The following is a 24,173-nucleotide window of genomic DNA, read 5'->3' on the forward strand; positions in this document are numbered from 1 at the left end:
GGCTACGCGGGGGAGGTGTTCACCCTCGGACTTCCCGAGGGCAGCGCGTCCGACTTCACGCGCCCGCTGACGTACGGAAACCCGTACCCCTCCAGTTGGGGAAGCGTGGGCTACGCCCAGTATCCGTTCCGGGTCTGGCTGCCGATACCCGCCGGCTCCGGGAGTAGCTTTGGAGCTTTGGGTCTCATGTTCACGCAGGAGCGGCTGGAGGATCTCGTCGCCGGGCCCGTGCAGCCACGCGTCTCTCCGCCCCGGTCACTGACCCTTGACGGAGTGGATGCCACGACCTCGCTGCAGGTGGGCTCGCTCACCCCCGTCGTCGCCTGGCAGGCACCGACCCTGGGTACACCCTCCGCCTATCGGGTGACCGTCTACGCTCAGGGCGCCTACTCGCCGCGCAACCGGGGATACGTCTACGTCCCGGGCGCGCTCACCCAGGTCCGGCTGCCCCCGGGACTGCTGTCGCCGGGCCTCATGCACTACCTGCGGGTGACAGCCATTGATGCCCCCTCCTTCGACCTCAGTCGCCGGGGCTCCACCCAATACCTCCTGCCCATCGGGCATGCGGATGCCCTGAGCGGCGTCTTCACCACGCCCTGAGGCGGCTGACGCAAACCGCCCTCCGCTGTCAATCCCCCGAAACCCACAGCGTGGCCTACCCCGGAAGGGCGGATGTCTGGTTCGATGTCCGCCTCAATGAATCTCAATTCTCAAGAGTTCATGCTCAGGGACAGGGTCATCTCGGCGCTCAACAGCTCCCTGTCCATCTCCCAGGTCCTCGAAGCCACGCGAGCGCCCCTCCTGGAGCTGGCTCCGTCCGACACCATGGCCTTGTGCCTCATGCGGACCACGCCCGTGCTGGACTTCCAATGGCTGGTCCCGGGCCACCCCATCCCCCTGCTGGAGGAGTATGCGTCCGTGTCCGACCATGACTTCGTCCGGGCCCCCATCTTCGCCCGGCCGAACGTGGTCCTGCGGGATGCGGAGATGCTCCCTCGCAAGGAGTATGAACACAGCCTCCTCTACCAGCGCAGCCGGGAGCTGAAGCCGAGCCTGGAGCACGTCATGGCCATCCTCCTCCCGCTCGGCCCCGATTTCTTCGGCGCCCTCGCGCTCTACCGGACCCGGCGACGCGCCTACCCCTCCCGGTGCGCCACCGTCCTCGGAAGCCTCACCCCGCACCTGGTGAACGCGGTGCGAAACTGCACGGCCGTCCAGGCCATGACCACCGGCGCCCACCTGCTCGAAGAGCTCCACGGTCGCCCCGACACCGCGTATCTCATCGTGGAGTCCTCCTCCCGCGAGGTGCGGCGCTCTGCGCACGCCACCGTCCTCCTGGAGCGGTGGTTCGCGCCCTCCGAGCGCCACGCCTCCGGACTCCCCTTCCCCCTCAAGGAACGGCTGGAGACCCTGGTCCGCCTGGACGCGGACGCGCGGCTGGAGAAGAACGTCTGGGTCTCCCTCCAGGCGGATGGCTACCGCACGGTCCGGTTCGTGGAGTTGCCCGCTGGCGAGGGCCCGCGCCGCTGGGCCCTCCTGATGAACGAGATCCCCATGTCCATCCCGCTCCCCATCGACATGCGGCGCAAGCTCACCGCTCGCGAGGCCGAGGTCGCGAAGTACCAGCTCCGCAACTGGACCAACGAGCAGATCGCCAGTGAGCTCCGCATCGCGGTCCTGACCGTGGACACCCACGCGCGAAACATCCGCGACAAGCTGGGCATCGACGGCCGGGCGGACCTGATCTACCAGGCCGCCCGCCTCAACAAGCCCGTCTGAAGCCGCTACCTCGCGAGGGGGAGGCCGGAGGAGTCACCCTCCCGGAAGATGCCCGGGTAGATGCTCCGGGTGGCCCGGGCCGAGAAGAGGATCGCCGCCTGCTCCTCCGGGTCCGTCAGCCGCTCCAGGATCCTCGCCATCTCCGCCACGTGGTCTCCGTCCAGCGCCCCATGGCTGCGCAGGAAGGTCACCGCCTTGTGGATGTTGGGGATGGCCGCCACCGCCTGCAGCCGCTCCGCCCCCACGCCCGCCCGCGTCTGCGACAGGTACTCCAGCACGTACGCGGTCCCCAGCACCGCGGTCGGCACGCCCGAGCGCGACGTGAAGAAGTTCCACCCGGTATAGGCATCCACCGCCGGGCTGCGCGCCGCCGCCTCCACCTGCTCCTGCGAGCACCCCAGGTTCTTCAGGTCCGACAGCAACCACGCTTCGTGCCCGCGCTCCTCGCCCGCCTTCTGGATCAACAGCTCCGCCAGCTCCGGGTGCCGGCCCAGGCGCTTCAGCCGCTCCCCCGCCTCTCCGAGGATGGGCGTGCTCCAGCGGGCATAGTGATACGTCTGGATGAGGTAGTGGATGTAGCCCGCCGCGTCGATGGTGCCATTGAAGACGCGGCAGGCGTCAGGATGCGCATCCACGGCCGCCACCAGCCCGCGCGCCTCCGCGTCCAGCAACGCCACCCACTTCGTCCCCGCCTGAATCTCCGTCTGTGTTTGCACGTACGTCTCCCGTCCGGGCGCGCCAGGCTCCCGGTTGTTGTGTGTTGAAGGTGAAGGGAAGGAAAGAAACCGCCCCGGGCCTAGACGGCGAGGAAGCGCGCGACGGAGTCCGCCGGAACCTCATCGAGCGCGATGATGAGCGGCAGCGTGAACCAGTGGAAATACGTGTCGAAGAGCGGCTCCGCGATGAAGCGTGCCCCCAGCGACCGGGCAAAGAGCGAGGGCGCCCTGGGCATCCGCAGTCCCTCCAGCGTCCCCTGCTCTGCCTTCGCCCGCTCCTCCGGCGTGTAGAAGGGGCTGCGGGGCTGCGCCGGGGCCTGCCACGGGTCGGGCACGTCCACCCGCCAGCGCGGGCTCAGCCAACCCCGGGAGGCCGCCACCCGCATCGACAGCAGCGCGTCCTCGTGCGAGTCCGTGTCCAGGTTCGCGGAGGCAATCAAATGCGTCACCCCGCGACGCCGGCTCTCCACGTAGAGGCCCGCCTGCAGGCACGTGACGGCCTCGGAGCGCCGCCACGGCTCCAGCACGCAGAAGCGCGAGGGCTCCGCGACCACCATCTCCGGCTGGATGACCCCCGACAGGTCCACCCGCTGCTCCAGGTCGATGCCCACCGTCCCGCCCAGGCGCGCCGCCAGCTCCGGGTTGGGCAACAACAGCCGCAGCGTCGCCACGGGCTCGGTGTCGGCATAGACGAGCAGGTGCACCGTGGTGTCGAGCGTGTCGAGGCTCGTCACCTCCCGCCGCGACGGCGACGGCTGCCCGGACAGCAATCCCAGCTCGCCTCCGAAGACCGCCCAGCGGAGGCGAGCCGCGTCATCGATTTCCCGCTGCGTGGTGGCCACACGCCAGTGCATGCACGTCATCGTTCTTCTCCCGGTAGCGAAGCAGGGCCAGCGTCACGCTGACCTCCCACGTTCATTCGCCGCCGGTGGCCCGAGTTCGAGCAGGCGGCCTCCAGATGCCGTGGGCCGCAGTCCCTCCTGAAGACCTTGGGACGCAGCCGCGTCCCGTGAGGACGCGCGCACGGCCTCGGGGCGCTGCGCAGCTCGCCTTGACGCCTGGAAGCGTACGAAGGGTCGCCAGGACCTTCGTGGTGGCACGGCCCGTGTAAGCAAGGGAGGTGCCCTGCGGGAACGATCCGCGCCAGGAGGGCTTCCGCCCATGCCATTTGATCTCGCCATCATCGGCGCCGGCTCCGCTGCGATGTACTACCTCGCCGCGCGCATGAGCGGAGGGCTGAGCCAGGAGCAGAAACAGGCGTACCGCGAGGTCCTCACACCGCTGATGAAGGAGCACGTCAAGCGCCCGTCCGTGCAGGAAACGCCAGAGGCCCTGCTCCAACGGCATCTGGATTCAGACGCCGTGGACTTCTCCAAGACCGCGCTCGTGGGGTACTTCGATCCGTGGGACACGCTGCACGGCCACGGGTACGCCCAGATGCTCGGGCGTGGCGGCAACTACCCGGTCAACCATACCCGGCAGATCATCAGCACCCGCCCGCTGTCCTCCCTCGAGAACACCCTGAGCCAGGAGCAGATCGCCGAGGAGTGGAGTTCATACTTCGCCGCGCCGGACTACCAGGACACCAGGCGCCTGTTCAAACAGTCCCAGGGATATACCCGGCGGGAAGACTTCCATGATGAATGGGCAGACGTCATCGCCCGTGCGAAGGTGCGCGGGCTCACCCGCAACCATGGCTTCTGCACGAAGATCCAGTTCGACCGGAAGACGGGCCTGTTCACCCTCACCTACGACGACATCTTCGAAAAGGCGGCCAAGAAGATCGAGGCCAGGGAGGTGATGCTGGCGATGGGCGGGGGCGGCTACATGAAGCCTGACCGGGGCTTCAAGATGCCTCCGGAGTGGGAGAAGCGACCCGACATCCTGGACCTCGACCAGCTCATGCGCTTCCTGGTGACGACGCAGAAGAAGAACCTGAACATCGTCATCCAGGGGGCCAACGCCGCCATTGATGGGATTGAGCAGGCGCTGCGCTACGGGCATCAGGTCCATTGGATTGCCCGCTCCGCGCCGCGCATCCTCCCCAACACCCTGCTCCACCACACCAAGAAGCTCATCGAAGGCGGCTCAGCGGGGTACACGCCTTCCGGCAGTCAGAAGGTCTCGAAGCTCATCAGCGGTGTCTCGTCGACCGAACTCACAACCACGATGGGTGGGAAGCTCCACCTCAAGGTCTACACGGACACCGACTTCAAGACGCTGAAGGCGGAGCATACGGACGTGGATGTCTACGTCTACGCCATTGGACAGGACCCGGCGACGGCCACCATCGGCGCGAAGAAGCTGCTCACGGACAGCGCCATCAAGTCCGAGGACCTCCAGCTCATCTACGACGAAGGCTGGCATTTCCGCGAGAACAACAAGCATGCCTGGGTCAAGGATGCCGCGATTGGCCTGCGCAAGACCTTCCAGGCGGACGACCGGAGCGCGCACAACCTCGACATCCTCGGCGCGTCATCGTTCATCCTTGGCAACGAGGAGCAGCGCAACAAGCTCCTGTACACCGTCTATTACGAGATCCCGTCCGTGGCTGACGTGCGCCAGCTGGGCGCGATCCGCGACGTGATGCGCGCCTACTGCAAGATCCTCAGCGGTGTGCACATCGATCCCAGCAACATCAACTTCCTGGGCGGCTCCAAGGACGAGCTCGCTGCCTTCATCGCCATGTATTACGCCGACATCCCGCCCATGGTGGCGGATGACGTGGTGACGTTCCTGTCGCTGGTCCGAACGCGTTCGGCGTTCACCAACGGCTATACCCAGGGGGAGATCAACGGCATCAAGCAGGCGCTCGCGGCGATCGCCAGGTTCTTCACGGAAGGCGAAGGGCGGGAGTGGGCGGAGGCGCTGAAGAAGGTGGAGAAGCTGCGCCGCGGCTACCACGAGGTGCTGGAGGGCGTCTTCAAGACGCGGGACGCGAAGGTCAGCTGGAGTTCCGTCGGGCCCCGCAAGGAGTTCCAGTAGCGGGCAGGAGCATGAAGCGACGGGCGATAGCACTCTTGTCCTCACCATGTTCAGTGTCATCGCCCGGCCACCAGGCATGGAGGAGGGCAAAGCGTCAGTGCAGCAGTGAAGGCCCATTGCCGCACCTGCCAGGCGCGCTCCCGGGCGGCCCCGGGGACGGCTCGCGCCGCGTGGCCCTGGTGAGGTATTCTGGCGTCCTTTCGGAGGTGGACGCCATGCCCGTCAATACAGGTGTCAACAAGCTGTCCGTGGTGACCAAGGACAGCGGAGGCGTCACTGTGGCCTTCCCAGACGTGTGCAAGACGCCCAGCCCCGCCGGGCCCGTCCCCATTCCGTACCCCAACGTTGCCCAGTCCTCTGACACCGACAAGGGCACCAAGAAGGTGTCCGTGGCTGGCAACCCCGTGTGCGTCAAGGACTCCAACTTCAAGACAAGCACCGGCGACGAGGCGGGCACCGCTGGCGGCGGCGTGGCCTCCAGCAAGACGAAGGGCAAGGCCGAGTTCGTCAACTTCTCCTTCGATGTCCAGTTCGAGGGAAAGAACGTGGCGCGCGCCATGGACCTGATGCTCCACAACGACAAGAACACGCCGCCCTTCCCCGTCATGCAGGGGCCTGTCATTGCCATGGGGGGAAGCCCGGAGAAGCCCGAGTGCAAGTTCTGCAAGCACCCGCTCGAGTAGCGCGCACCCCGGTCAACTCAGGAGCACGACAGTGACAGCCCCTCGGCCAACAGGAACCCCCTCCTTCCCATCCAAGGAGGCAGAGCGCATCTCGGAGCCGCGCGTCGGATGGGTCGTGGGAGCGGATTCGCAGGGAAACCTGCAGGTGGACTTTCCGGGCAACAGGCTCGGGTCGCTGTCCGCGCGCAGCACCCTGGCGCTGGCGCCGGAGGCGGCGGCCGAGGCCGTCCGCCAGCGGCAGGGGGCCGTGCTGCTCTTCGAGAACGGAGACCCGGCGCTCCCACTGGTGATGGGGTTGATCAAGGCCCCCAGCACCACCCCGCTCATCGACAGCATCCTGGATGACTCCCTGTCCCGCGTCCCCGTGGAAGCGCGGGTGGATGGCAAGAGGGTGGTCATCGAGGGGCGGGAAGAGGTGGTCCTCCGCTGTGGGAAGGCGAGCCTGACGCTGCGCCGCGATGGCCAGGTGGTGCTGCGGGGCGTGAACGTGCGAACGGAGGCGGAGCAGGTACAGAAGATCAAGGGCGGGAAGGTGCAGATCAACTGACGTGGTGGCGGCCAACCGTCCCGCGCAAGCAGCCATTGCCCACGAGGAATCTCATGGCGGAGCCCAAGAAGCCGTCCCCGTCGGAAAAGCGGCACCTGGACGACCTGAACATCGGCAAGTACCACTTCTCCCAGGGTGGCAAGTCCTGCCTCAACAGGCATGTCAGCGATTACAGTCTCGGAAACCCCTGCAGCCACCGCTGGCATGCACGGGTAGTGGGCCTCACCCTGACGAAGCAGGAGCCCGGACGCGAGGGGCAGAACCTTTTCAAGTGGCCCGCGGACGCGCCGAAGCAGCCGCCGGCGGGCACGAGCTGGGACCTGGACGGGGCCAACTTCACGACCAGCGCCAGCATCCCCTACTCGTTCGAGTGCCACCACGTGGTCCCCAACCACGAGCTGTCGGCCGCCATCAACGCCGTGGGCAAGGAGTCCGCGATGAAGGCGGAGATCGTCGCCCTGGTGCGCAAGGGGTTGATGGAGGAGGAGTACAACCTCAACGAGAAGATCAACATGCTCATCCTGCCCATGAGCAAGGGGGAGGCCTTCGCGCTCGCCCTCCCCAAGCACAAGAAGACCCCCTCCCAGCCCAGCCACTTCCGGTACAGCTCCTACGTGCGCAAGGAACTCGACAAGATGCTCAAGCCCCTCAAAAAGGACGTCGACAAGCACGAGGAGGAGGCCAGAAAGAACGAGAAGGACTCAAAGGCGAATACGAAGGAGGCGAACAGGAGCGAAGAGGAGGCCAACCGGCAGCAGAAGATGCTGCAGGGCAACGAGGAGAAGGGCCATTTGGGACGGGCCGCGATCCACAAGGAGCGCGAGGCGGCCAGCCGGAGCCAGGCCCAGGCTCAACGGGATGCGGCCACGGCTCAACAGAAGGTGGCTGCGGCCCAGCGGGATGAGATTCGCAAAAAGGTTGGGGCCAGCACCAGTTCGCCCCCCGAGGGAATGGGCAAGCAGGGCATCGAGGGACTCTCAAAATGGCTCCGTGATGCAATCATCGAAGCGGGGCTCTTGATGAAGGAACTGGGGCTGGACAGTTCCGTCGATGATCTCAGGAGGCTCAAGGAGCTCAGGAAGCTCAAGGAGCAAGGAGATCTTGAGGCGTTCAAGCAGAAGCTCCAGAAGCTCCAGGAACTGCCCGCCAAGCTCAGGCCTACCTAGGATCGTCCACACGTAAGGAAGCACAGACCGATGAACTTCTATCACCTGGACACGATGGGGGATGACGACGAGGAGTTGGCCCTGTTCGACAACTTCGTGGACAAAATCGACCGGTACTCCTGGCGCGTCCACGAGGGCGTTCCCCTGGCGCCTGACTGGCCAAAGGACGCGAAGCTCTTCATGAACTCGGAGAACCCGGGCATCAAGCTCTCGTCGCTGCTGGGCAACACCCGGAGCATGCTGGTGGCCAGCAAGGAGTTCACGGAGATCCTCCAGGAGCACTGCCAGCACCAGGAAATCGAGTACCTGCCCCTGGCCATCTACGACCACCGCAAGCGCGTGCGGAGCCGGGACTACTTCCTCGTCAACCTGCTTGGCTCGGTGGACTGCCTGGACCTTCAGGCCAGCGAAATCCTCTGGGACAAGAACGACCCCACCAACGTCATCCGGGTGAACAAGTATGTCCTACAGCACGACAAGGTCGCGGAGGCGCCGCCGCTGTTCCGCATCCAGCACGACCCGAGCGAGTACCTGGTGAGGACGGACCTGGCCCAGGCCATCTTCGACCGGGGGATGACCAACATCAACTGGACGAAGCTGCCGTTCGGCAGCTAGCGGCGTTCATGAGCATCCTTCAGGCGCCTGGGGCGCATCCAGCATCCAGCTCCGCTCCGCTCCGCCCGGACATCCGGTGGGATGTCGTGGGGGAGCACCTCGACGAGGCGGCCTTCCTGTGGACGCAGTGGGAGCTGGCGCTGGGCTCCCCCGACTTCGTGCTCGCGGAGGTGGCCGGAGGCGAGGAGTGGCGGCTGCGGGCGCACTTGGAGGGGCTTGCCCTCGCGGCGCCCGCCGCCATCCCCAGGCTGCTGGTGCCCGCCCTCCAGTCCGAGGAGCGCGGGCGTCTGTGTGCCGCGGGTCAGGTCCTGCTGGGCCTCGGGGCCCCCGAGGCGGACCGGGCGGTGTGGGAGCTTCTGGTGGAGGGGCCGGAGGAGACGACCGAGGCCCTGCTGCGAGCCGCGGGGCTCAGCCAACGGGCGGGACTCACGCAGGAACTGGCGGGTAGGCTGTCCCAGCTGAAGCCGGAGTCGCGGCCGGCCGCGCTCGACTGCCTGGCGAGTCTCGGGCATGTCCCTCCGGCGCTGCTGCAGGGCTCCGGCCTGGACGAGGCGCCCGCGGAGCTGGCGGCGGCCCTTCGCGCCGCCCGCTTCATGGACCGCGCGGTGGCCGTGCCGCTCGTGCAGCGCGGGCTGCGGGAGTCCGGAGCCGTGCTCGATGCGGCGCTGCGCACAGGGCTCGTGCTGGGCCTGAGAGACGCATGGCTCCGGTGCCGGCAGCTGACCGCAGAAGGCACTCCGGAAGGCGGCCTGTCCCTCGTGGCGCTCGCCACCGGGGGGGAGGCCTCCGACTGGGAGGTGCTCATCCGGGCGCTCTCCTCGCCGGAGCTGCGCGACGCCGCGGTGTGGGCGCTGGGGTTCAGCGGACAGCGCGTGGCCGCCGAAGCCCTGCTGGGGGTGCTGAGGAATGGCGGCGGCGCGCTCGCCGCCGAGGCATTCGCCGCCATCACCGGCATGCCACCGGACGTGGGGGCGCCGCCGCCCGCCGGGGAGGATGAAGACGGCGGAACGCTCCCGGAGGTGCCCGCCCGGACGGGGTCCTTTCCTCCTCCCACCATGGCGCCGGGGGAATGGCAGGCCGGCGCCGTGGAGGCCTGGTGGAGCAAGGCCCGCTCCCGCTTCGAGCCGGGGCGCCGCTACCTCCGCGGCGCGCCCTGGACGCCCGAAGCCACACTCAAGGCCCTGATGAGCGAGCCCATGCACCGCAGGGCCGTGCTGGCCTGGGAACTGGCGGTCCGCACCCGTGGCGCATTCCACCTCGACACGCGAGGCTGGGCCTATCAGCAGGCCCGCAGGCTCGCCGCCCAGCGCCTCGTCGCCTCCGAGGCCGTGTCACGCTCCTTCTCCAGCTTCATCACCCATTGAGGGGTGGGCGCACCGTCCCACCCCTGAGCAAGAGAGAGTCCACCATGGAGGCCCTCATCACCGGGCTGGGGGCGGTGACGTCGGTGGGCCGGAGCGCGCCCTCGGCGGCCGCCGCCATCCGCGCCAGCATCACCCGTCCCCGGCCCGTGCCCTACTTCCGGGTGGTGGACGAGGAGTCCCAGGCAGCCGTTCCGCTCACCGGGCATCCCATCCACGGCTTCACCGAGGGCTTCATGGGGATGGGGCGCTGGATGCGGCTGGCGCGGGGGGCGCTGGGAGACCTGCTTGAGAGCGCTCGGCTTCCAGGGGCTGGCGGGCCCCGCTTCTGGCAGCAGACCGCGGTCCTGGCGGTGACACCCCACCCCAGCGCCGCCCTCCAGCTTCCGGTGGAGCGGGCCGAGTCGCTCACCCTCAAGCATTTCCTCCAGCCACTGCTCCAGGCGTGGCGCCTGCCCGTCCCGGCCCAGTCGCTGCGCGTGGTGGCGCTGGGGCATGTGGGAACGGCGGCGGCCTTGCAGCAGGCGCAACAGCTGCTGGCGGGCGGGTTGGAGCGGGTGCTCGTGATTGCGGTGGACTCCTTGCTGGACCCGAGCCGCCTGGAGGCGCTGGCGGCCAGCAACCGGCTCAAGACCGCGGACCGGCCGGTGGGACTGATGCCGGGCGAGGCGGGGGTGTGCCTGCTGGTGGAGACGCCAGCGGCCGCGCAGCGCCGGGAAGCCGGGGGCGCCGTCCTGCTCGCGGGCGTCGCGGTGGGCCGAGAGGAAGCGCATCCGCGGGCGGAGACGCCGAACGTGGGCGTGGGACTGACGGCCTGCATCCGACAGGTGTTGCCACCAGCGCCAGCCGGGAAGCGCTTCCAGGGAGACGTCTACCTGGACCTGAACGGAGAGGAGTGGAAGTCCCGTGATTGGGGCCATGCTCTCGTCCGGCTCCAGGACTCCCTGGAGGACATCACGGACCACTACCCTGCGACCGCGGTGGGAGATACGGGGGCCGCGAGCGGAGCACTGGGCATCTGCCTCGCCGTCCATGACCTGACACGGGGGCATGCGCCCACGGGCCGGGCGCTCATCACCTCCAGTTCGGAGCAGGGGGACGCCGGCTGTGTCCTGCTCCGCCTCAAGTGATCCTGACTCCTTCCCCTGGTGAGACCATGGCTCCCGAGCACCTGCCCATCCACATCCGCAATGCCCTGAAGGAGAACCGCGACGTGCTGCCGCGGGCGCTGGCCGGGCAGCTGTCGTTCCGGGGCATGCTCGCCTTCTGCGGCAACTTCCGCATCGCGGGCATCGCGACGCTATTTCTCACCGGCTTGCCCGAGGGGTTCCACCGCCACCTGCACTGCAGCGGGCGCGCCTTCCTCTACTACCTCCAGCAGGCGCCGGAGGACGCGCTGCGCACGAGCCAGGCCCTGCCGTTCTTCGATGCCCTGGGCGCGGGCGACTTCGACGGCGCGGCGGGGATTGCCCGCCGGTCCCGCCGGACGTGGGCCCAGGACGTGGAGTACGAGGAGGACTTCCTCTTCGTCGAGTTCCTCATGCAGCACTTCTTCCTGGACGCGAGCCCGGCCCAGGGCGAGGCCCTGCTTGAGCGATACGAGAAGGCCTTGCAGGGGGCAGAGGACATCCGCCTGGAGCTGTGCCGCGCCCTGCTGCGCTCCCACGAAGAGAGCTTCAACGAGTCCCTGGAGCGCTTCCTGGCCGAGCGCCGGGACCGCATGGAGGAGCTGTCGGAGGGCCGCACCGTCGCCGATGAGCTGCTCGCCACCGAGTGGAGCTTCTCGGTAGAGGGGCTCGCCCTGGTGCGTCTGGCTGAGCGCAAGAGCATCCCCACCGAGGTGGAGTACCTGCATGTGCCCTCCATCGCCCGGCAACGACCTCCGGGCCCGCTCCCCGAGGACGCCTGGACCCGCCCCCTGGAGGACTGAGCCCCGCCTGCCGCGGGGGGAGCAGCGAATGCGGGAAAAATGAATTGAATCCGGTCTGTAACACCCCGCCCGCCGGGGGGTCCAACCTCCAACTTGAACACGGGAGGTTGCACATGAAGAAGTTCGCGCAGAAGGTCGCGGTCATCACCGGGGGTACCAGCGGAATCGGACTTGTCACCGCGCGGCTGCTCGCCGAGGAAGGGGCGAAGGTCGTCGTCTTCGCGCGCTCGGAGGAGGGCCTGACGGAGACGCTGAAGTCGCTCGGGCCGAACGCCCATGCGGTGCGCGGGGACGTGACGCGCGTGGCGGACCTGAAGCGCCTGTTTCAGGAGACCCACGAGCGCTTCGGCGGAATCGACGTGCTGTTCGCGAACGCGGCGGTGGTGAAGCTGGCACCCCTGTCCGACACCACCGAGGCGCTGTTCGACGAGCTCGTCGCGGTGAACATGAAGGGGACGTTCAACACGTTGCAGCAGGCCATTCCCCACCTCAACGCGGGCGCGTCGGTGGTGGTGACGACGTCGTGGCTCCATCACATCGGCTTCGAGGGCTCGAGCGTGCTGAGCATGACGAAGGCCGCGCTGCGTTCACTCGTCCGGGTGGCCGCCGCGGAGCTCGCCCCGCGGGGGATCCGCGTCAATGCCGTATGCCCCGGCGCCATCGAGACTCCGCTGTGGGGCAAGCTGGGCCTGCCTCCCGAGCAGCTCAAGGCCGCGGGTGAGGGCATCACCGCGCAGATTCCGGTGAAGCGCTGGGGCCGCCCCGAGGAGATTGCCCGCGCCGTCCTGTTCCTCGCGGCTGCCGATTCGTCGTATGTCACGGGCACGGAGCTCGAGGTCGACGGAGGCCTGCGCCAGGTATGAAATTGCGTGCCGACAATCCCTTCCACCCCGGGTACGACACCGACGGCGACCGCGGCCTCGTGGAGCGCGCCGTCGACGGCAGCAAGGACGCGCTGCGCGAGCTGGTCTCCCGGCACCAGCCCTTCGTCTACAACCTGGCGCTGAAGATGTGCGGAGGGCGGGAGGACGCAGAAGACCTCACCCAGGAGGTCTTCGTGAAGGTCATCACGTCCCTGCGCACCTTCCGGGCGGAGAGTGCCTTCCGGACCTGGCTCTATCGCCTCACGGTCAATCACCTCTTGAAGAGCCGCCGGCGCGGGATGGAGGTGCTGGTCGACGATTTCGAGACCTACTTCTCCGCCATCGCGGCGGTTCCAGACGAGGCGTTGACTCCGCAGGAGCTGCGGGACGCCGGCCGTTCAGTCGAGGAGCTGCGGATCCGCTGCACGACGGGCATGTTGATGTGCCTCGACCGTGAGCAGCGGATCACCTACGTGCTCGGAGAGTTGTTCGGAGTGGACCATCAGCTCGGCGGGGAGATCCTGGAAATCTCTCCGGGCAACTTCCGCGTCCGGCTCTCCCGGGCGCGCAAGGACCTGTACAGCTGGATGAACCAGCGCTGCGGGCTCGTCAACCTGGCCAACCCGTGCCGGTGCCACAAGAAGACCCGGAGCTATGTGCGCAGCGGCGCGGTGGACCCGGAGCACCTCGTCTTCAACACCGACTACGTCGACAGGATCGAAGCCCTCACGCGCAGCGAATCGTCGGAGGTCATCGACACCGTGGAGCAGCTCCATCAGCGGGTCTTCCTGGAGCACCCGCTCCAGGTCAGCCGCTCGAAGGTGGTCGACGAAGTCCTCCAGAACGACACCCTCCGCACGTTCTTCGGCATCTGATGCGACCCGGTCACTTTCCGTCGGCATTGAGAGGGTGAGGGGGCCGTTGTGCGTTTCACCTGTCGAGCAGGAGGCCCAGCACCGCGAGCCCGGAGGCCAGCGCGACGAGCACCAGCACCCTTCCCCTCCAGGCCCATGGGCGCGGTGTGGGCGGGGTGGCTGGAGCGGGAGCTCCGGACGGGATGACGCCCGTGGTGGTGGCGCCTCCTGGCTGCGAGGGACGGGGTGGCTCCGAGGCGAGCAGGAGGGTGACGTGGCGGCCCAGCCTGTCTGAGTCGAACGGAGCGGCCCCTGGCGCGAGCGCCTCGCGCAGCGCGAGCGTGCTGGCGGGACGGGCCTTGGGATCCGCCTCCAGCGCCGGGCGCGCCAGCGGCTCCAGGGCCTCGGCGTCGTCGCTGGCACCCGCGAGCTCCCGCAGCATCGCTCCCAGCGCGTAGAGGTCCGCGGGCTCGCGCGGCACTTCACCCGCCTGCACCTCGGGCGCGGTGTAACCCGTCCGGCCCGCCCTCGGCGCTCCGTCCTCCGCGTGGAGCAGCCGGGCCACTCCGAAGTCCACCACCTTCACGTCGCCCGAAGGGGTGACGAGCACGTTGTCCGGTGCCACGTCCGCGTGCACGAGGCCCGCCTGGTGCGCGTGGTGGAGCGCTTCGCAGACGCACGTCATGACGCGTGCCACGAAGCCCGCGGGCAGCGGCCGGCCCAGCGCTCGCGAGCGCTCCAGCACCCACCTCAGCGACGGGCCCGGCACGTGCTCCATCACCAGCAGCAGGCTGCCGTCGGCCTCCTCGAGGCCTCGGACCCGGACGATGCCCGGGTGGCTCAGCATCGCGGCCCGCGCCGCCTCGTGCCGCAGCAGGCTCACGAAGCGCGCGTCCTCCGCCAGATGCGGCAGCAGCATCTTCACCGCCACCGTCGCGCCCGTGCCCGGCCCCGTGGCCTCGCGCGCCAGCCACACCTCTCCCATGCCCCCGGCGCCAAGCCGGGTGTGCAGGAAGAAGCGCCCTCGCCGGAAGCCCGCGGCCACGGCGCGACTCTATGGCCTGCCCAGGAAGCGCTCCACCTCCGCGAGCGCGGGCCGTGCCTCCGCGCTCGCGTAGGTGCCGCGCGCCTGGACCGCCAGCGCCCGCGCCTCCTCCACCCGCGCGCCCAGGGCACGCGCCAGCTCGAAGCGCGCCTCGGCGAGGCTCAACGCGTGGTCTGGCCTCTCCTGCCGCAGCCGCAGCGCCTCTCGCAGCAACCCCAGCGCCTCCTCGCGCGCGCCCTGCCGCAGCCGCGCCAGCCCCAACAACAGCCGGTCCTCCGCGTGCTCCGGCGCGCCGGGCGCGAAGGCCGCGAGGCACTCCGCGAGGCGCCGTGCATGCGCCTCCGCCTCCTCGGGCCGCCCCTCGGCCAGGGCCACGCGCGCGAGCACGCTCAGCGCACCCGCCAGCTCCGGATGGCCGCTGCCGTGGTGGTGCTCCAGTCCCCCCAGCGCCTTCTGCGCCAGCGCCCGGGCCTGGGCCGCCTGTCCCAGCCGGAGCTGGAGCTGCGCCTGTCCCAGCCACGCGCAGGCCGCCTGGCTCGGGTTGTCCCACGTCGCCGCCGCACGCTCGGCGCGGCGGAAGCGCTCCAGGGCCGCGGCGTCCTCGCCCAGCGTCTCCAGCAACGCGCCCACGCCACACTGCTCCTCGATGAGCAGCGGACTGCCCGCGCCGTGGACGGACTCCAGACGCTGGATGACCGTCAGCGCCGTGTCGAGCGCCGGGCGCACCTGTCCCAGCTTGTGTTCGAGCTGCGCGGCGGAGAACCGCGCCACGGCGGCCTGGTGGTGCAGCACCCCATGGGCCTGCTCCAGCAGGTCGGCCGCGCGCCGCTGGTGCTCCAGCGCTCGCCGCGTCTGCCCCGAGTTCTCCAGCGCGGAGGCCAGGGTCCAGTGGGCTCCCGCGACGCGCGGATGCGTGGGGCCCAGCGCCCGCACCAGGAGGTCCAGCGCGCGCTGCTGCGCCTCCAGCTCCGCGGCCGGGTGTCGCAGGTCGCGTTCAATCTGGCCGAGCGTCCTCCACACCTCCGCCATGTCGGGGTGCGCCGACCCGAGCGCCCGCTCCCGCAGCGTGAGCGCCCGCCGGACGAGCCCCAGGGCCTCCTGCTCGTGCCCCGTCCTCAAGTAGCGCGCCGCCCGCAACAGCGGATCCGCCAGCGCCGGGTGGTCCGGGCCATACCGCCGCTCCAGCAGGGCCAGCGCCCGCCGCGTCAGCTCGACAGCCTCCGGGTAGCGGTTGGACTGCGCGTACATCATCGCCCGCTGGTTGAGCAGCAGCGCCTCCAGGCGCGAGTCCCCCCCCAGCCGGCTCACCGTCGCCTCGCCGTGGCGCCACCACTCCTCGGCGCGGGCGCGCTCGCCCCGGATCCACAGGAAGGACGCGAGGTGCAGGGCCGTCTCGGCGGAGAGGACGTCCAGCCGCGACGCGTCGGTGGCATAGCGCGCCTCCAGCAGCTTCGCCTCCGCGTCCGGCGACCCGGCGGCCAGCTCCAGCCGCGCGAGCAGCGCCAGCGCCTCCGCGCGCACGGGCGCGTGTCCCGCGCGCCGGGCCTCCGCTTCCACCTCTCGCGCCAGGGACACGCCTTCCGCATAGCGTCCGGCGTCCAGCAGCGCCTTGGCCTGCCCCAGCCGGCGGTGGACGGCCTCCACGCGCGCGCGGGCCTCGCCGCCCGTGGGCAGCGGCGCCTGCCCGAGCAGCGCCGACACGTCCTCGCAGCCCTCCAGCGAGGTGAGCGCCTCCACCGCGGAAGGTGCGCGGGCCACCACCGCGCGGTCCGCCTCCGAGAGCACCTGCACCAGCGACTCCAGCTCGCCGAGGCGCCGCTCCAGGCACGCCATCCGTGGCGCGAGCACCGCCTCCGGCTGCGCCTGCTCGTGCGTGGCGAGGCAGGCCTGCGTGTACCCGCGGCGCCATCCTGACGCATACGCGTCCAGCCCCTTGCGCACGGTGGCGGACACGTCCCCCGCGTAGGGCTCCCCCGTGGCGCGGAAGGCCTGTTCGAGCCGGGCCGCCGCCCGCGCGCCCCACACCGCCTCGACGCGCGCGGGCACGCCACTGCACGGCGCGGCGCGCCCCGGCACGAGGACGGCGATCGTCACCGCGAGCGCGCCCACCGCCACCGTCACCCCCGCGAGCACGCGTCCCTTGCGCCGGGTGGCCCGCTCCAGCGCCACCACCAGCTCCGCCATGGACGCGAAGCGCCCCTCCGGCGACGAGGCCAGTCCCCGCAGGAGCGCCCGCCGCACCCGCACCGGTACGCGGCGCGCGCCGCCGGCTCCGTCAGGCTCGAAGGGGCGCTGTCCGGTGAGGGCCTCCCACAGCGCCACGCAGAAGGCGAACTGATCCGCGCGTGCGTCCGGAGGCTCGCCGCGCCACTGCTCGGGCGCCATGTACGCGGGGGTGCCCAGCACGCGGCCCTCCTGCGTCACCCGCGAGTGCAGCGAGGAGCTTCCCATCAGGGTGCTGGGGCCCCCCGCTTCCGCGCGCGCCAGGCCGAAGTCCGTCACGCGCGTGCGCCCGTCCGCGCCCACCAGCACGTTCTCCGGCTTGAAGTCCCGGTGCACCAGCCCCGCGGCGTGCGCGGCCGACAAGCCCCGGGCCGCCTGCAGGTAGACGGCGAGCACCTGCGTCCAGCTGCGCGCGGCGGCCTCGCGCCACTGCCTCGCGTCGCACCCCTCCACCAGCTCCATGGCGATGAAGACGCGGTCCGCCACCACGCCCACGTCGAAGACGGGCAGCACGTTCGGATGGGACAGCCGGGCCATGGCCTGCGCCTCGCGCAGGAGCCGTGACTGGCCCTCGTCCGCGGCGCGCGCGTCCGCGGCATCGGAGCGCAGCAGCTTGACCGCCACCTTGCGCTCCAGCTCCGGATCGTAGGCGGCGTACACCACGCCCATGCCGCCAGCCCCCAGCCGCTCCAGCAGCACGTAGCGGCCCAGCGCCGTTCCCCGGGGGAAGGCAGGTTCAGCGCCTGGCTGCGGGAGCGGGAGGTCCTCCATCGGATGGGCCGGCCGAATGTACCCGGGCAGCCCCCCGGAGTCTTGAAGGGAACAGCCTGCCAGGCGGGGGCCCGCTCCTGGAGGAGGTGCATGAGCCCCTCCTCCAGCGCGCTGCCCGCCGCCCCGTCCCTGAAGGCGCCGCTACGGGGCGACTTCGAGGCGCGTGCTGGAGGGGGGCTGGCCGGTGCCGACGGGCACCGGCGTCTGGAGCGTGAGCGGATCCGCGCCGGTGGAGGGGGCGCCGTCCACCGGGGCCGGGGCCGCGGCCTCCGGGGTGGCCGCGGGCTTCTTCGAGGCCGTGTTGATTCCCCAGAAGAGGACCGCCTGCGCATGGGCCAGCCGCTGCTCGGGAGGCAGCTTGTCCCAGTCGGTGGTGAGCTGGTAGCCGGCATCCGCCGCCGTGGCCGCGCCCGCCGCGCTCTCCACGGTACCGAAGGCCCCCACCACCTTGCTCGAAGCGCCCAGCGGACGCGCCAACGCCCCGCCCACGCCCGCGGCGCCGCTGATGACGCTGAGCCAGTCCGCGCGGGACTCCGGCGAGGTGAGCGGGTTGATGGACTCGCCGTGGGTGGCGCGCGTGTAGAGCTTGTCGCCCGAGCGCCCCGCGCTGTACGCGCCGATGACGAGGCCCGCCACCGGAGCGGCCGCGCCGCCCGTGCCGAACACCGCCATGCCCGTGAGGACGACGCCGCCCACCAGCGCCGAGCTGTCGAGGAACGAGACGACCTTCTCACCCCAGGTGTCCACCACCGCGTGCGTGTTCTCCGTGACGAGGCGCGGCTTCTCCCCCGGCACCGGGAGGTGGCCGTTGGCGGGATAGGTCACGCGGCCCGGAGGCAGCTTGTTGTTCTGCTTCCAGTCGTCGATGCCCCGGTAGCAGGCGCCCGTGTTGTCCACGAAGTACTCGTGGCCGTCCTGGCCCTGCACGCGGAAGAGGGAGAGCTGCACCATGCCCTGCTCGGGGGCGTTGTAGACGATGGGCACCACCGTCACCTTCGGCTCCGGACCGCCGAGCTGCTCGAGCTGCTTCTGCACGGGCTTGATGATGGCCTGCGCCTTGGTGTCGTAGCGGGGCCACTTCTCCACATCCACCAGCGAGCGGAAGCCCCCCACCAGCGGCAGCTTCCGGAGGTTGTCCAGCAGCTTCTCGTCCGGAGGCGCGCACGGCTTCTGCTGGAGCGCGAAGGCGACGGTGTCGGTGAGCGTGTCACCGGACAGGGCCCGGGGCGCGTCGCCGCGAAGCTCGGTGTAGCGCGTGAAGAGGGGCGCGAGCGCCACGTCCGCGTTCTTGTCGATGAAGTTGTACGACTTGTTCAGCCCCGGCGTGCCCGACACGTCCACGCGCGAGCGCAGGGCATTGGGCATGGGCGCTCCCGTGGCCAGGTGGTCGGCCTCGGCGGCGATGATGACGTCCTCCGGCTTCAGCGCCACGCGCTGGAGCAGTCCACCGTAGAGGGTCTGGTCCGTCGTCCCGCCGTCCTTGCCCATCTGGCGCAGGACGGCCACCTGCTGCTCGACGGGCATGCGCAGCACCGGATCAAAGGCGCTCTGGCCGCTGAAGTCCGCCGCCCGCCCGAAGGTGTCCGCCGCGGACTCACCGGGCTCGAGGCTGGAGGGGAAGTCCCCCTCCTTGTCCAGCGTGGTCGCCGCGGCCTGGTAGCCCTTCGCCAGCTCCGGCCGGGCCGGGTCCGTGACGGCGCTGCGCACGCGCGACAAGAAGCTGATGTCCCTGTCCCTCAGCCCGGAGGCCTCCAGCGAGAAGTACTCGGTGGTGGGCTGGCCGTCGCGGCCCTTGTGCGTCATCGCGATGACGACGTCCGTCTCCGGATCCCGGGACCTGCCGACGGGGTTGCGCGCGGCGACCAGCGCGAACGTGGCGTCCGGGTGATCCGCCTTCAGCGCGGACATGACGGGGCGGTAGAGCTGCTCGGACCACAGGCCGCCTTCCGGGGTGGAGGCCCGGGTGCTCGCGGTGGCCTGGATGCCGCTCGACAGCGAGCGCGCGAGCGAGTCAATCGTGTGCTGGTTCGTGGCCAGGTGCTTGTCCAGCGCCGCGGGGTTGCCGGGGCCGACGAGCCCGTGGAGCGTCTTGGCCCACGCCTCACCCAGCCCCTGGGGCGAGCGCTTCGTGAGCACCACCGCCTGGCTGTCCGGCGGCAGCTTCTGGTGGGCGAGCGCGGTGGCGGCGCCGTCCGCCGCATCCACGCGCGCCAGTCGCTGCGCCGTGGAACGGGCGTCCAGCGCGTCCACGCGCTCGAGCTGTGAGTCCTTCGTGGCCACCATCCGCTCGGTGGCGGTGGTGGGCTTCGCCGGCGCCGTGGCGGCCGGTGCCTTCGTCCGCTCGAAGCGGTCCGCGCGAGGGGCGGAGGCCGCGGCGCTCGCGGAGGCCGCGGACCCCCGGGCCGTCGCCGCCGAGGCCTTCGCGTCGATCAGCTCCAGCCGGGCGCGGGTCAGCAGCGTGTTCTGCGCGGCCGAGGGCGGGACGCCCTTCTTCTTCTGCTTCTCCAGCATCGCCGCCATGCGGTCCACCGCCGCGCTCGCCTTGCGAGCCGCCTCCGCCGCCGAGTCCGCGAGCTTGCGCGCGCGGGCCTCCAGCTCCTGGGCCGTCTTCGCGTCCTGGGCCTTCGCCGCCTGCGCGGCGGCCTCGGCGGCCTTGCGAGCCGCTTCCGCCGCGGCCTCCGCCGCCTTGCGAGCCGCTGCTGCTGCGTCCGCCAGGGACTCCCCACCGCCCGTGGACTGGACAGGCTGACTGCTCTTCACTTCGTTGATCATCTCGAACTCCCCCTCGTATTGGCTTGCTGCGGCAACGGGTGTGTCATGACTCGCGCGGCCCCCGGCATCGGTCTTCGGGCGGATGTGACGGAGGGGCCACAGGTGCGGCCAGGGGGTGTGACTGCCAGTCCACACCCGGGCGCCGGGGGTTGGAGGGGGGAGCGGCGTGCTACCGTCGCGGCCGTGTCACCGCGGCCCACACCCACCACCGACCTGCTGACGCCCGCGCCCGTGCCGCCCATGCGGCTGCGGTTGTTGGTGGTGGCCGGGCCGAGCACGGGGCGCGAGCTGCTGCTGGAGCGGGGCACCTACCGCGTGGGCAAGGAGGAGGGCAACGAGCTGCGGCTCGAGGACTCCACCGTGTCGAGGACGCACCTGCTGGTGGAGGTGCTGGCACACGGCGTGCGCGTCACCGACAACGGCTCGAGCAACGGCAGCTCCTGCGACGGGCTGCGCTTCCAGGTGCTGGAGCTGCGGCCGGGAGCGGTGGTGCGCCTGGGCCGCAGTGAGCTGCTGCTGGCCCCCGTCGAAGGCCCCGCCACCGCGCCGGAGTCCTCCAGCGCGACGAGGTGGGGCGGCCTCCACGGGAAGAGCCTCGCCATGCGCCAGCTCTTCACGGTGCTGGAGCGGCTGGCCGGCACCTCCGCGGACGTGCTCTTGGAGGGAGAGACGGGCACGGGCAAGGAGCGGTGCGCGGAGTCGCTGCACGCGGCCAGCGCCAGGGCCCCGGGCCCCTTCGTGGTGGTGGACCTCGCGGGGACGCCGCCCGGGCGGATCGAAGCGGAGCTCTTCGGCCAGCTCGAAGGCGCGCTGGGCGCGGGCACACCAGGCAGGACGGGCGCGTGCGAGCGCGCCCAGGGCGGAACGCTGTTCCTCGACGAGGTGGGCGAGCTGCCGCTGGAGTCCCAGCCCCGGCTGCTGCGCTTCCTGGAGCGGCGCGAGCTCAAGAAGCTCGGCGAGGACGCGTACCGCACCGTGGACGTGCGCGTGGTGGCCGCAAGCCAGAAGGACCTGGCGCACGAGGTGGCGGAGCGGCGCTTCCGCCAGGACCTCTACCAGCGCCTCGCGGGCGTGCGGCTCCGGCTGCCTCCGCTGCGCGAGCGGCGCGAGGACATTCCGCAGCTCATCGACGAGGCCCTCACGCGGCTGGGTGAGCCTCCGTCACTGGTGTCCCCGAGGACGCGCGCGCTGCTCATGGCCCATGACTGGCCCGGCAACGTGCGCGAGCTGCTGCACGTGGTGGAGCGGGTGGTGCGGCTGGGGATGCCGGTGGCGCTGGCGCAGCTTCCCTCGACACCGGAAGCGCCCTCCGCCGCCGGCCTTGCGCGCGACGCACCGTACAAGGAGGCGCGCGAGCACCTGCTCCAGGCCTTCGAGCGGGACTACGTGTGCGCGCTGCTGGAGCGGCACCGCAACAACGTCTCGGCGGCGGCCCGGGCGGCGGGCATCGACCGGGCGTACCTGCACCGGCTCATCAACCGCCACGGGCTCGGGTAGGCGCCGCGACGGGCCTTCGAGCGCGGGCTACTTCCGGTAGCTCGTGTAGGCGGAGTGGCAGCTCACGCACGTCTCCGTCAGCCGGCCGAAGCTCTCCGCGAGCGCTGCGTCGTCGCGCTTCCGCGCGGCCTCCTGCACGGCCTGGGCGCGGTTGCGCGCCTCGTCCTGGAGCACGAAGAAGCGCTCGGGCAACAGCGCGTTGAGTTCGCTCTCTCCCTCTTCGCCGGGCACGGGGCGGGCGATGCGCGGCTCGTTGACGATGCGCGATGCCGCCGCGCTGGCCGCGTCGTACTGGAGCAGCATGACGCCGAGCATCAGGTCCGTCATCGCCTGCCCGTGGCGAGTCATCTTCTTGCGCAGCGTGGCCCGGGCCTCGGCGGGCAGGTAGTCCGGCGCGGGCAGGGACGTCTTGGACGTCTTGGACGTCTTGGAGGGCTTCTTGGCGCTGGTGGGCTCTGCGGCTCCCGCCTGCACGACGAGCCCCAGCGTCAGGAGGCTCGCGAGAAGGCCGGTTCGTAATGTCTTCATCATGTGCACCTTTGAATGCGAGTCAGGTCTTTCAAACCGAAATCTACCATCCCCAAACCCGTCCAATCAGAAACGGAATTGGACCTTGCCGATAAATGTCCCGGACAGCTCGGCAATGGCACGATGACCTCCTTGGCGACACCCGTGCAGGTGCAAGGACTGACCGGCGCCGTGGCGGTGGTGGCGGGCAACTATTTCTCCGTGGCGCTGCGCCATGACGGCACCGTCTGGACCTGGGGCGGCTTCAGCGGGCAGCTCCTCCCCGCGCAAGTCCCAGGAGTGTCCGGCGTGGTGAGCATCGCTTCGACGTCGGGTCATGCGCTGGCGGTGCGCGACGATGGCACCGTCTGGGCCTGGGGCAGCAACTCGGAGGGCCAGCTCGGGGATGGCACCACGACGGACAGCGACACGCCCGTGCAGGTGCTGGGGCTCAGTGGCATCACCGACGTGGCCGGCGGCGCCGCCCATTCCCTGGCGGTCCGCGATGATGGAACCGTGTGGGCGTGGGGCTTGAACATCTATGGCGGCCTGGGCGACGGCACGACCCTCACCCGGCTCACGCCCGTCCAGGTCCTGGGGCTGACGGGCGTCGCCAGTGTCGCGGCGGGGGCGTTCCACTCCATGGCCGTGCGCCATGACGGCCGGAGCCCCCTTGTGGTCGGGCGGGGATAATGACCAGGGGCAACTGGGCGACGGCGCTGTCGACACGAGCTGGAGCCCCGTGCAGGTACAGGTTCCCCTGAACTCCAGCGTGTCCGGCATCGCGGTGGGCGAAGGTCACTCGCTGGCCCTGCTCTCGGATGGCTCGGTCTGGTCCTGGGGCGACAACTCGAGTGGCCAGCTCGGCCATGGAATCCCCGCGTTTGCGGTCGTTCCCGAGCGCTCCCTGCTGTTGCCTTGAACCCGCGTGTTTCATGAGACGAGGCCCCGGGCCCACATGGGTTCGGGGCCCGCATCTTCCAGGAAACCTTCCAGCACGGCCATGTCTGCCAGCCTGATGTGCACACACACGGTCTTTGACCGTCACGCGCGTCAGTCGCGCAGCAGCGGCTGGCCCGCCAGCACGTGCTCGCACAAGGCCAGCCGGAGATTTCCGCGCGGGACGAGCGTGGGGGCGAGCCGCGCTGCCAGGGCATCGCCCTCGATGGGGGCGGGCACGGATTCCGGGAGGTAGATCGCGCCGCGGTGGCTTGGCCGCAGCCACGCGCCGACCTGCGCCTCGCCGTGGACGACCAGGTGGGTCGCGTCGGTGCCATCCGTGACGAGGTTGCCGGCCAGCTTGAGGTCGCCCTCGATGAACACCTGGGCGTCGGCGCTGAGCAACAGGTCACGGGCGATCAGCGAGCCCTTGATCCACAGCGGCACGTAGAGGTCGTCGCGAATCACCAGCGGGCCATCGACGATCAGATCGCCTTCGATGACGCACACCATCGGGTCCTCATTGGCCACGTAGGTCGGTCCGCTCAGCGTGAGCGTGCCCTCGTGGACCCCGAAGATGACCTCGTTGCCGCCAAAGAGGTCCTCGTAGTTGACCGAATCGTCGCTGACTTCGAGCAGATTGTAGCGCTCGAGGCCGAGCTCGGTGGCCAGGGGCTGGAACCGCGCGCCGGGGAGGGCTGTATAGGATTGGGGCACCAGGGACATGCCGCTTGATACCGAATCGTTCCTGCGCCGACCAGCGCGGCGGAAACACGCAGGCCCCGCCGTGAGGGCCCGGCGGAACTCAAGACCGAGGCGGCACAGGCAAGACATGGGCAACCCATGACACAGCAGACTGTCCCCGCTTGTTCATCGTCGCGACACGCTGACACCCAGCGCCCCCCCCGTCAGCGGCCCTC

The 24,173-nt window shown here is 70.2% G+C and carries 21 protein-coding genes and 1 pseudogene; 15 read left to right on the forward strand and 7 right to left on the reverse strand.

Features of this window, described 5'->3' with window-relative positions:
* Both D7X12_RS21190 and D7X12_RS21195 read left to right on the forward strand, forming a co-directional pair.
* Positions 1-600 (forward strand): annotated as a pseudogene (locus D7X12_RS21190) (hypothetical protein); the annotation flags it as partial.
* Between the two features lie 120 nt (positions 601-720).
* Positions 721-1,779: a helix-turn-helix transcriptional regulator gene (locus D7X12_RS21195; protein WP_244224683.1), complete on the forward strand. Its 1,059-nt coding sequence runs from the start codon at positions 721-723 to the stop codon at positions 1,777-1,779.
* Positions 1,780-1,784: 5 nt separating this feature from the next.
* On the opposite strand, the gene D7X12_RS21200 is transcribed toward D7X12_RS21195, so the two are convergent.
* Both D7X12_RS21200 and D7X12_RS21205 read right to left on the reverse strand, forming a co-directional pair.
* Positions 1,785-2,495, reverse strand: a complete 711-nt coding sequence (locus tag D7X12_RS21200) for an iron-containing redox enzyme family protein (protein WP_120627096.1) — start codon at positions 2,493-2,495, stop codon at positions 1,785-1,787.
* Positions 2,496-2,575: 80 nt separating this feature from the next.
* Positions 2,576-3,358: a GNAT family N-acyltransferase gene (locus D7X12_RS21205; protein WP_120627097.1), complete on the reverse strand. Its 783-nt coding sequence runs from the start codon at positions 3,356-3,358 to the stop codon at positions 2,576-2,578.
* A 298-nt stretch (positions 3,359-3,656) separates the two neighbouring features.
* Between D7X12_RS21205 and D7X12_RS21210 the strand changes: the two genes are divergently transcribed.
* The 10 genes from D7X12_RS21210 to D7X12_RS21255 all read left to right on the forward strand — a co-directional run bounded on the left by D7X12_RS21210 (position 3,657) and on the right by D7X12_RS21255 (position 13,520).
* Complete coding sequence (locus D7X12_RS21210; protein WP_120627098.1) at positions 3,657-5,480, forward strand: hypothetical protein; 1,824 nt, start codon at positions 3,657-3,659, stop codon at positions 5,478-5,480.
* A gap of 215 nt (positions 5,481-5,695) precedes the next feature.
* The gene (locus D7X12_RS21215) at positions 5,696-6,163 is read left to right on the forward strand and encodes a DUF4150 domain-containing protein (protein ID WP_120627110.1); all 468 of its coding nucleotides are present in this window, start codon (positions 5,696-5,698) and stop codon (positions 6,161-6,163) included.
* A 115-nt stretch (positions 6,164-6,278) separates the two neighbouring features.
* Positions 6,279-6,710, forward strand: a complete 432-nt coding sequence (locus D7X12_RS21220; protein WP_244224684.1) for a DUF6484 domain-containing protein — start codon at positions 6,279-6,281, stop codon at positions 6,708-6,710.
* A gap of 53 nt (positions 6,711-6,763) precedes the next feature.
* Positions 6,764-7,876 (forward strand): AHH domain-containing protein, encoded by a 1,113-nt coding sequence (locus D7X12_RS21225; protein ID WP_120627099.1) that lies wholly within the window; start codon positions 6,764-6,766, stop codon positions 7,874-7,876.
* A 30-nt stretch (positions 7,877-7,906) separates the two neighbouring features.
* Positions 7,907-8,491, forward strand: coding sequence for an imm11 family protein (locus tag D7X12_RS21230; protein ID WP_120627100.1), 585 nt, complete (start codon positions 7,907-7,909; stop codon positions 8,489-8,491).
* Between the two features lie 8 nt (positions 8,492-8,499).
* Positions 8,500-9,855: a TIGR02270 family protein gene (locus D7X12_RS21235; RefSeq protein WP_120627101.1), complete on the forward strand. Its 1,356-nt coding sequence runs from the start codon at positions 8,500-8,502 to the stop codon at positions 9,853-9,855.
* 44 nt (positions 9,856-9,899) lie between these two features.
* Entirely contained in the window at positions 9,900-10,982 is a 1,083-nt protein-coding gene (locus D7X12_RS21240; RefSeq protein WP_120627102.1) for a hypothetical protein, read from the forward strand.
* 26 nt (positions 10,983-11,008) lie between these two features.
* Complete coding sequence (locus D7X12_RS21245) at positions 11,009-11,782, forward strand: Imm49 family immunity protein (RefSeq protein WP_120627103.1); 774 nt, start codon at positions 11,009-11,011, stop codon at positions 11,780-11,782.
* Positions 11,783-11,895: 113 nt separating this feature from the next.
* A complete protein-coding gene (locus D7X12_RS21250; RefSeq protein ID WP_120627104.1) occupies positions 11,896-12,645 on the forward strand; it encodes an SDR family oxidoreductase in 750 nt (249 codons plus the stop codon).
* Positions 12,642-13,520: an RNA polymerase sigma factor gene (locus D7X12_RS21255; RefSeq protein WP_120627105.1), complete on the forward strand. Its 879-nt coding sequence runs from the start codon at positions 12,642-12,644 to the stop codon at positions 13,518-13,520. Before D7X12_RS21250 ends, D7X12_RS21255 begins: the two co-directional genes overlap by 4 nt.
* Before the next feature lie 55 nt (positions 13,521-13,575).
* On the opposite strand, the gene D7X12_RS21260 is transcribed toward D7X12_RS21255, so the two are convergent.
* The 3 genes from D7X12_RS21260 to D7X12_RS45100 form a co-directional block, all read right to left on the reverse strand.
* The gene (locus tag D7X12_RS21260; RefSeq protein WP_120627106.1) at positions 13,576-14,544 is read right to left on the reverse strand and encodes a serine/threonine-protein kinase; all 969 of its coding nucleotides are present in this window, start codon (positions 14,542-14,544) and stop codon (positions 13,576-13,578) included.
* Between the two features lie 9 nt (positions 14,545-14,553).
* Entirely contained in the window at positions 14,554-17,538 is a 2,985-nt protein-coding gene (locus D7X12_RS45095; RefSeq protein WP_120627107.1) for a serine/threonine-protein kinase, read from the reverse strand.
* 141 nt (positions 17,539-17,679) lie between these two features.
* On the reverse strand, positions 17,680-20,310 hold the full coding sequence (locus tag D7X12_RS45100; protein WP_120627108.1) for a DUF4781 domain-containing protein: 2,631 nt from the start codon (positions 20,308-20,310) through the stop codon (positions 17,680-17,682).
* Positions 20,311-20,493: 183 nt separating this feature from the next.
* On the opposite strand from D7X12_RS45100, the gene D7X12_RS21275 reads away from it, so the two are divergent.
* Positions 20,494-21,807 carry an FHA and sigma-54 interaction domain-containing protein gene (locus D7X12_RS21275; protein WP_244224685.1) on the forward strand — a complete coding sequence of 438 codons (1,314 nt, stop codon included), beginning with the start codon at positions 20,494-20,496 and terminating at the stop codon, positions 21,805-21,807.
* 27 nt (positions 21,808-21,834) lie between these two features.
* On the opposite strand, the gene D7X12_RS21280 is transcribed toward D7X12_RS21275, so the two are convergent.
* The gene (locus D7X12_RS21280; protein ID WP_120627113.1) at positions 21,835-22,335 is read right to left on the reverse strand and encodes a cytochrome c; all 501 of its coding nucleotides are present in this window, start codon (positions 22,333-22,335) and stop codon (positions 21,835-21,837) included.
* A 132-nt stretch (positions 22,336-22,467) separates the two neighbouring features.
* Between D7X12_RS21280 and D7X12_RS44435 the strand changes: the two genes are divergently transcribed.
* Entirely contained in the window at positions 22,468-23,007 is a 540-nt protein-coding gene (locus tag D7X12_RS44435; RefSeq protein WP_244224686.1) for an RCC1 domain-containing protein, read from the forward strand.
* Positions 22,970-23,236 carry an RCC1 domain-containing protein gene (locus D7X12_RS44440; RefSeq protein ID WP_244224687.1) on the forward strand — a complete coding sequence of 89 codons (267 nt, stop codon included), beginning with the start codon at positions 22,970-22,972 and terminating at the stop codon, positions 23,234-23,236. The genes D7X12_RS44435 and D7X12_RS44440 overlap by 38 nt, the downstream gene beginning before the upstream one ends.
* A gap of 131 nt (positions 23,237-23,367) precedes the next feature.
* Here the strand turns inward: D7X12_RS44440 and D7X12_RS21290 are convergent, their stop codons facing one another.
* Positions 23,368-23,979, reverse strand: coding sequence for a hypothetical protein (locus D7X12_RS21290; RefSeq protein ID WP_120627109.1), 612 nt, complete (start codon positions 23,977-23,979; stop codon positions 23,368-23,370).
* Between the last annotated feature and the right edge of the window lie 194 nt (positions 23,980-24,173).

The sequence above is a fragment of the Corallococcus sicarius genome, assembly GCF_003611735.1.
Classification (GTDB): Bacteria; Myxococcota; Myxococcia; order Myxococcales; family Myxococcaceae; genus Corallococcus; species Corallococcus sicarius.

What these genes read in the sequence shown, in the direction of transcription:
- D7X12_RS21195 (WP_244224683.1), top strand. Translation starts at nt 721, where the DNA reads ATGCTCAGGGACAGGGTCATCTCGGCGCTCAACAGCTCCCTGTCCATC.
- D7X12_RS21205 (WP_120627097.1), bottom strand. Translation starts at nt 3,358, where the DNA reads ATGACGTGCATGCACTGGCGTGTGGCCACCACGCAGCGGGAAATCGAT.
- D7X12_RS21210 (WP_120627098.1), top strand. Translation starts at nt 3,657, where the DNA reads ATGCCATTTGATCTCGCCATCATCGGCGCCGGCTCCGCTGCGATGTAC.
- D7X12_RS21215 (WP_120627110.1), top strand. Translation starts at nt 5,696, where the DNA reads ATGCCCGTCAATACAGGTGTCAACAAGCTGTCCGTGGTGACCAAGGAC.
- D7X12_RS21225 (WP_120627099.1), top strand. Translation starts at nt 6,764, where the DNA reads ATGGCGGAGCCCAAGAAGCCGTCCCCGTCGGAAAAGCGGCACCTGGAC.
- D7X12_RS21230 (WP_120627100.1), top strand. Translation starts at nt 7,907, where the DNA reads ATGAACTTCTATCACCTGGACACGATGGGGGATGACGACGAGGAGTTG.
- D7X12_RS21235 (WP_120627101.1), top strand. Translation starts at nt 8,500, where the DNA reads ATGAGCATCCTTCAGGCGCCTGGGGCGCATCCAGCATCCAGCTCCGCT.
- D7X12_RS21240 (WP_120627102.1), top strand. Translation starts at nt 9,900, where the DNA reads ATGGAGGCCCTCATCACCGGGCTGGGGGCGGTGACGTCGGTGGGCCGG.
- D7X12_RS21245 (WP_120627103.1), top strand. Translation starts at nt 11,009, where the DNA reads ATGGCTCCCGAGCACCTGCCCATCCACATCCGCAATGCCCTGAAGGAG.
- D7X12_RS21250 (WP_120627104.1), top strand. Translation starts at nt 11,896, where the DNA reads ATGAAGAAGTTCGCGCAGAAGGTCGCGGTCATCACCGGGGGTACCAGC.
- D7X12_RS21255 (WP_120627105.1), top strand. Translation starts at nt 12,642, where the DNA reads ATGAAATTGCGTGCCGACAATCCCTTCCACCCCGGGTACGACACCGAC.
- D7X12_RS45095 (WP_120627107.1), bottom strand. Translation starts at nt 17,538, where the DNA reads ATGGAGGACCTCCCGCTCCCGCAGCCAGGCGCTGAACCTGCCTTCCCC.
- D7X12_RS45100 (WP_120627108.1), bottom strand. Translation starts at nt 20,310, where the DNA reads ATGATCAACGAAGTGAAGAGCAGTCAGCCTGTCCAGTCCACGGGCGGT.
- D7X12_RS21280 (WP_120627113.1), bottom strand. Translation starts at nt 22,335, where the DNA reads ATGAAGACATTACGAACCGGCCTTCTCGCGAGCCTCCTGACGCTGGGG.
- D7X12_RS44440 (WP_244224687.1), top strand. Translation starts at nt 22,970, where the DNA reads ATGACGGCCGGAGCCCCCTTGTGGTCGGGCGGGGATAATGACCAGGGG.
- D7X12_RS21290 (WP_120627109.1), bottom strand. Translation starts at nt 23,979, where the DNA reads ATGTCCCTGGTGCCCCAATCCTATACAGCCCTCCCCGGCGCGCGGTTC.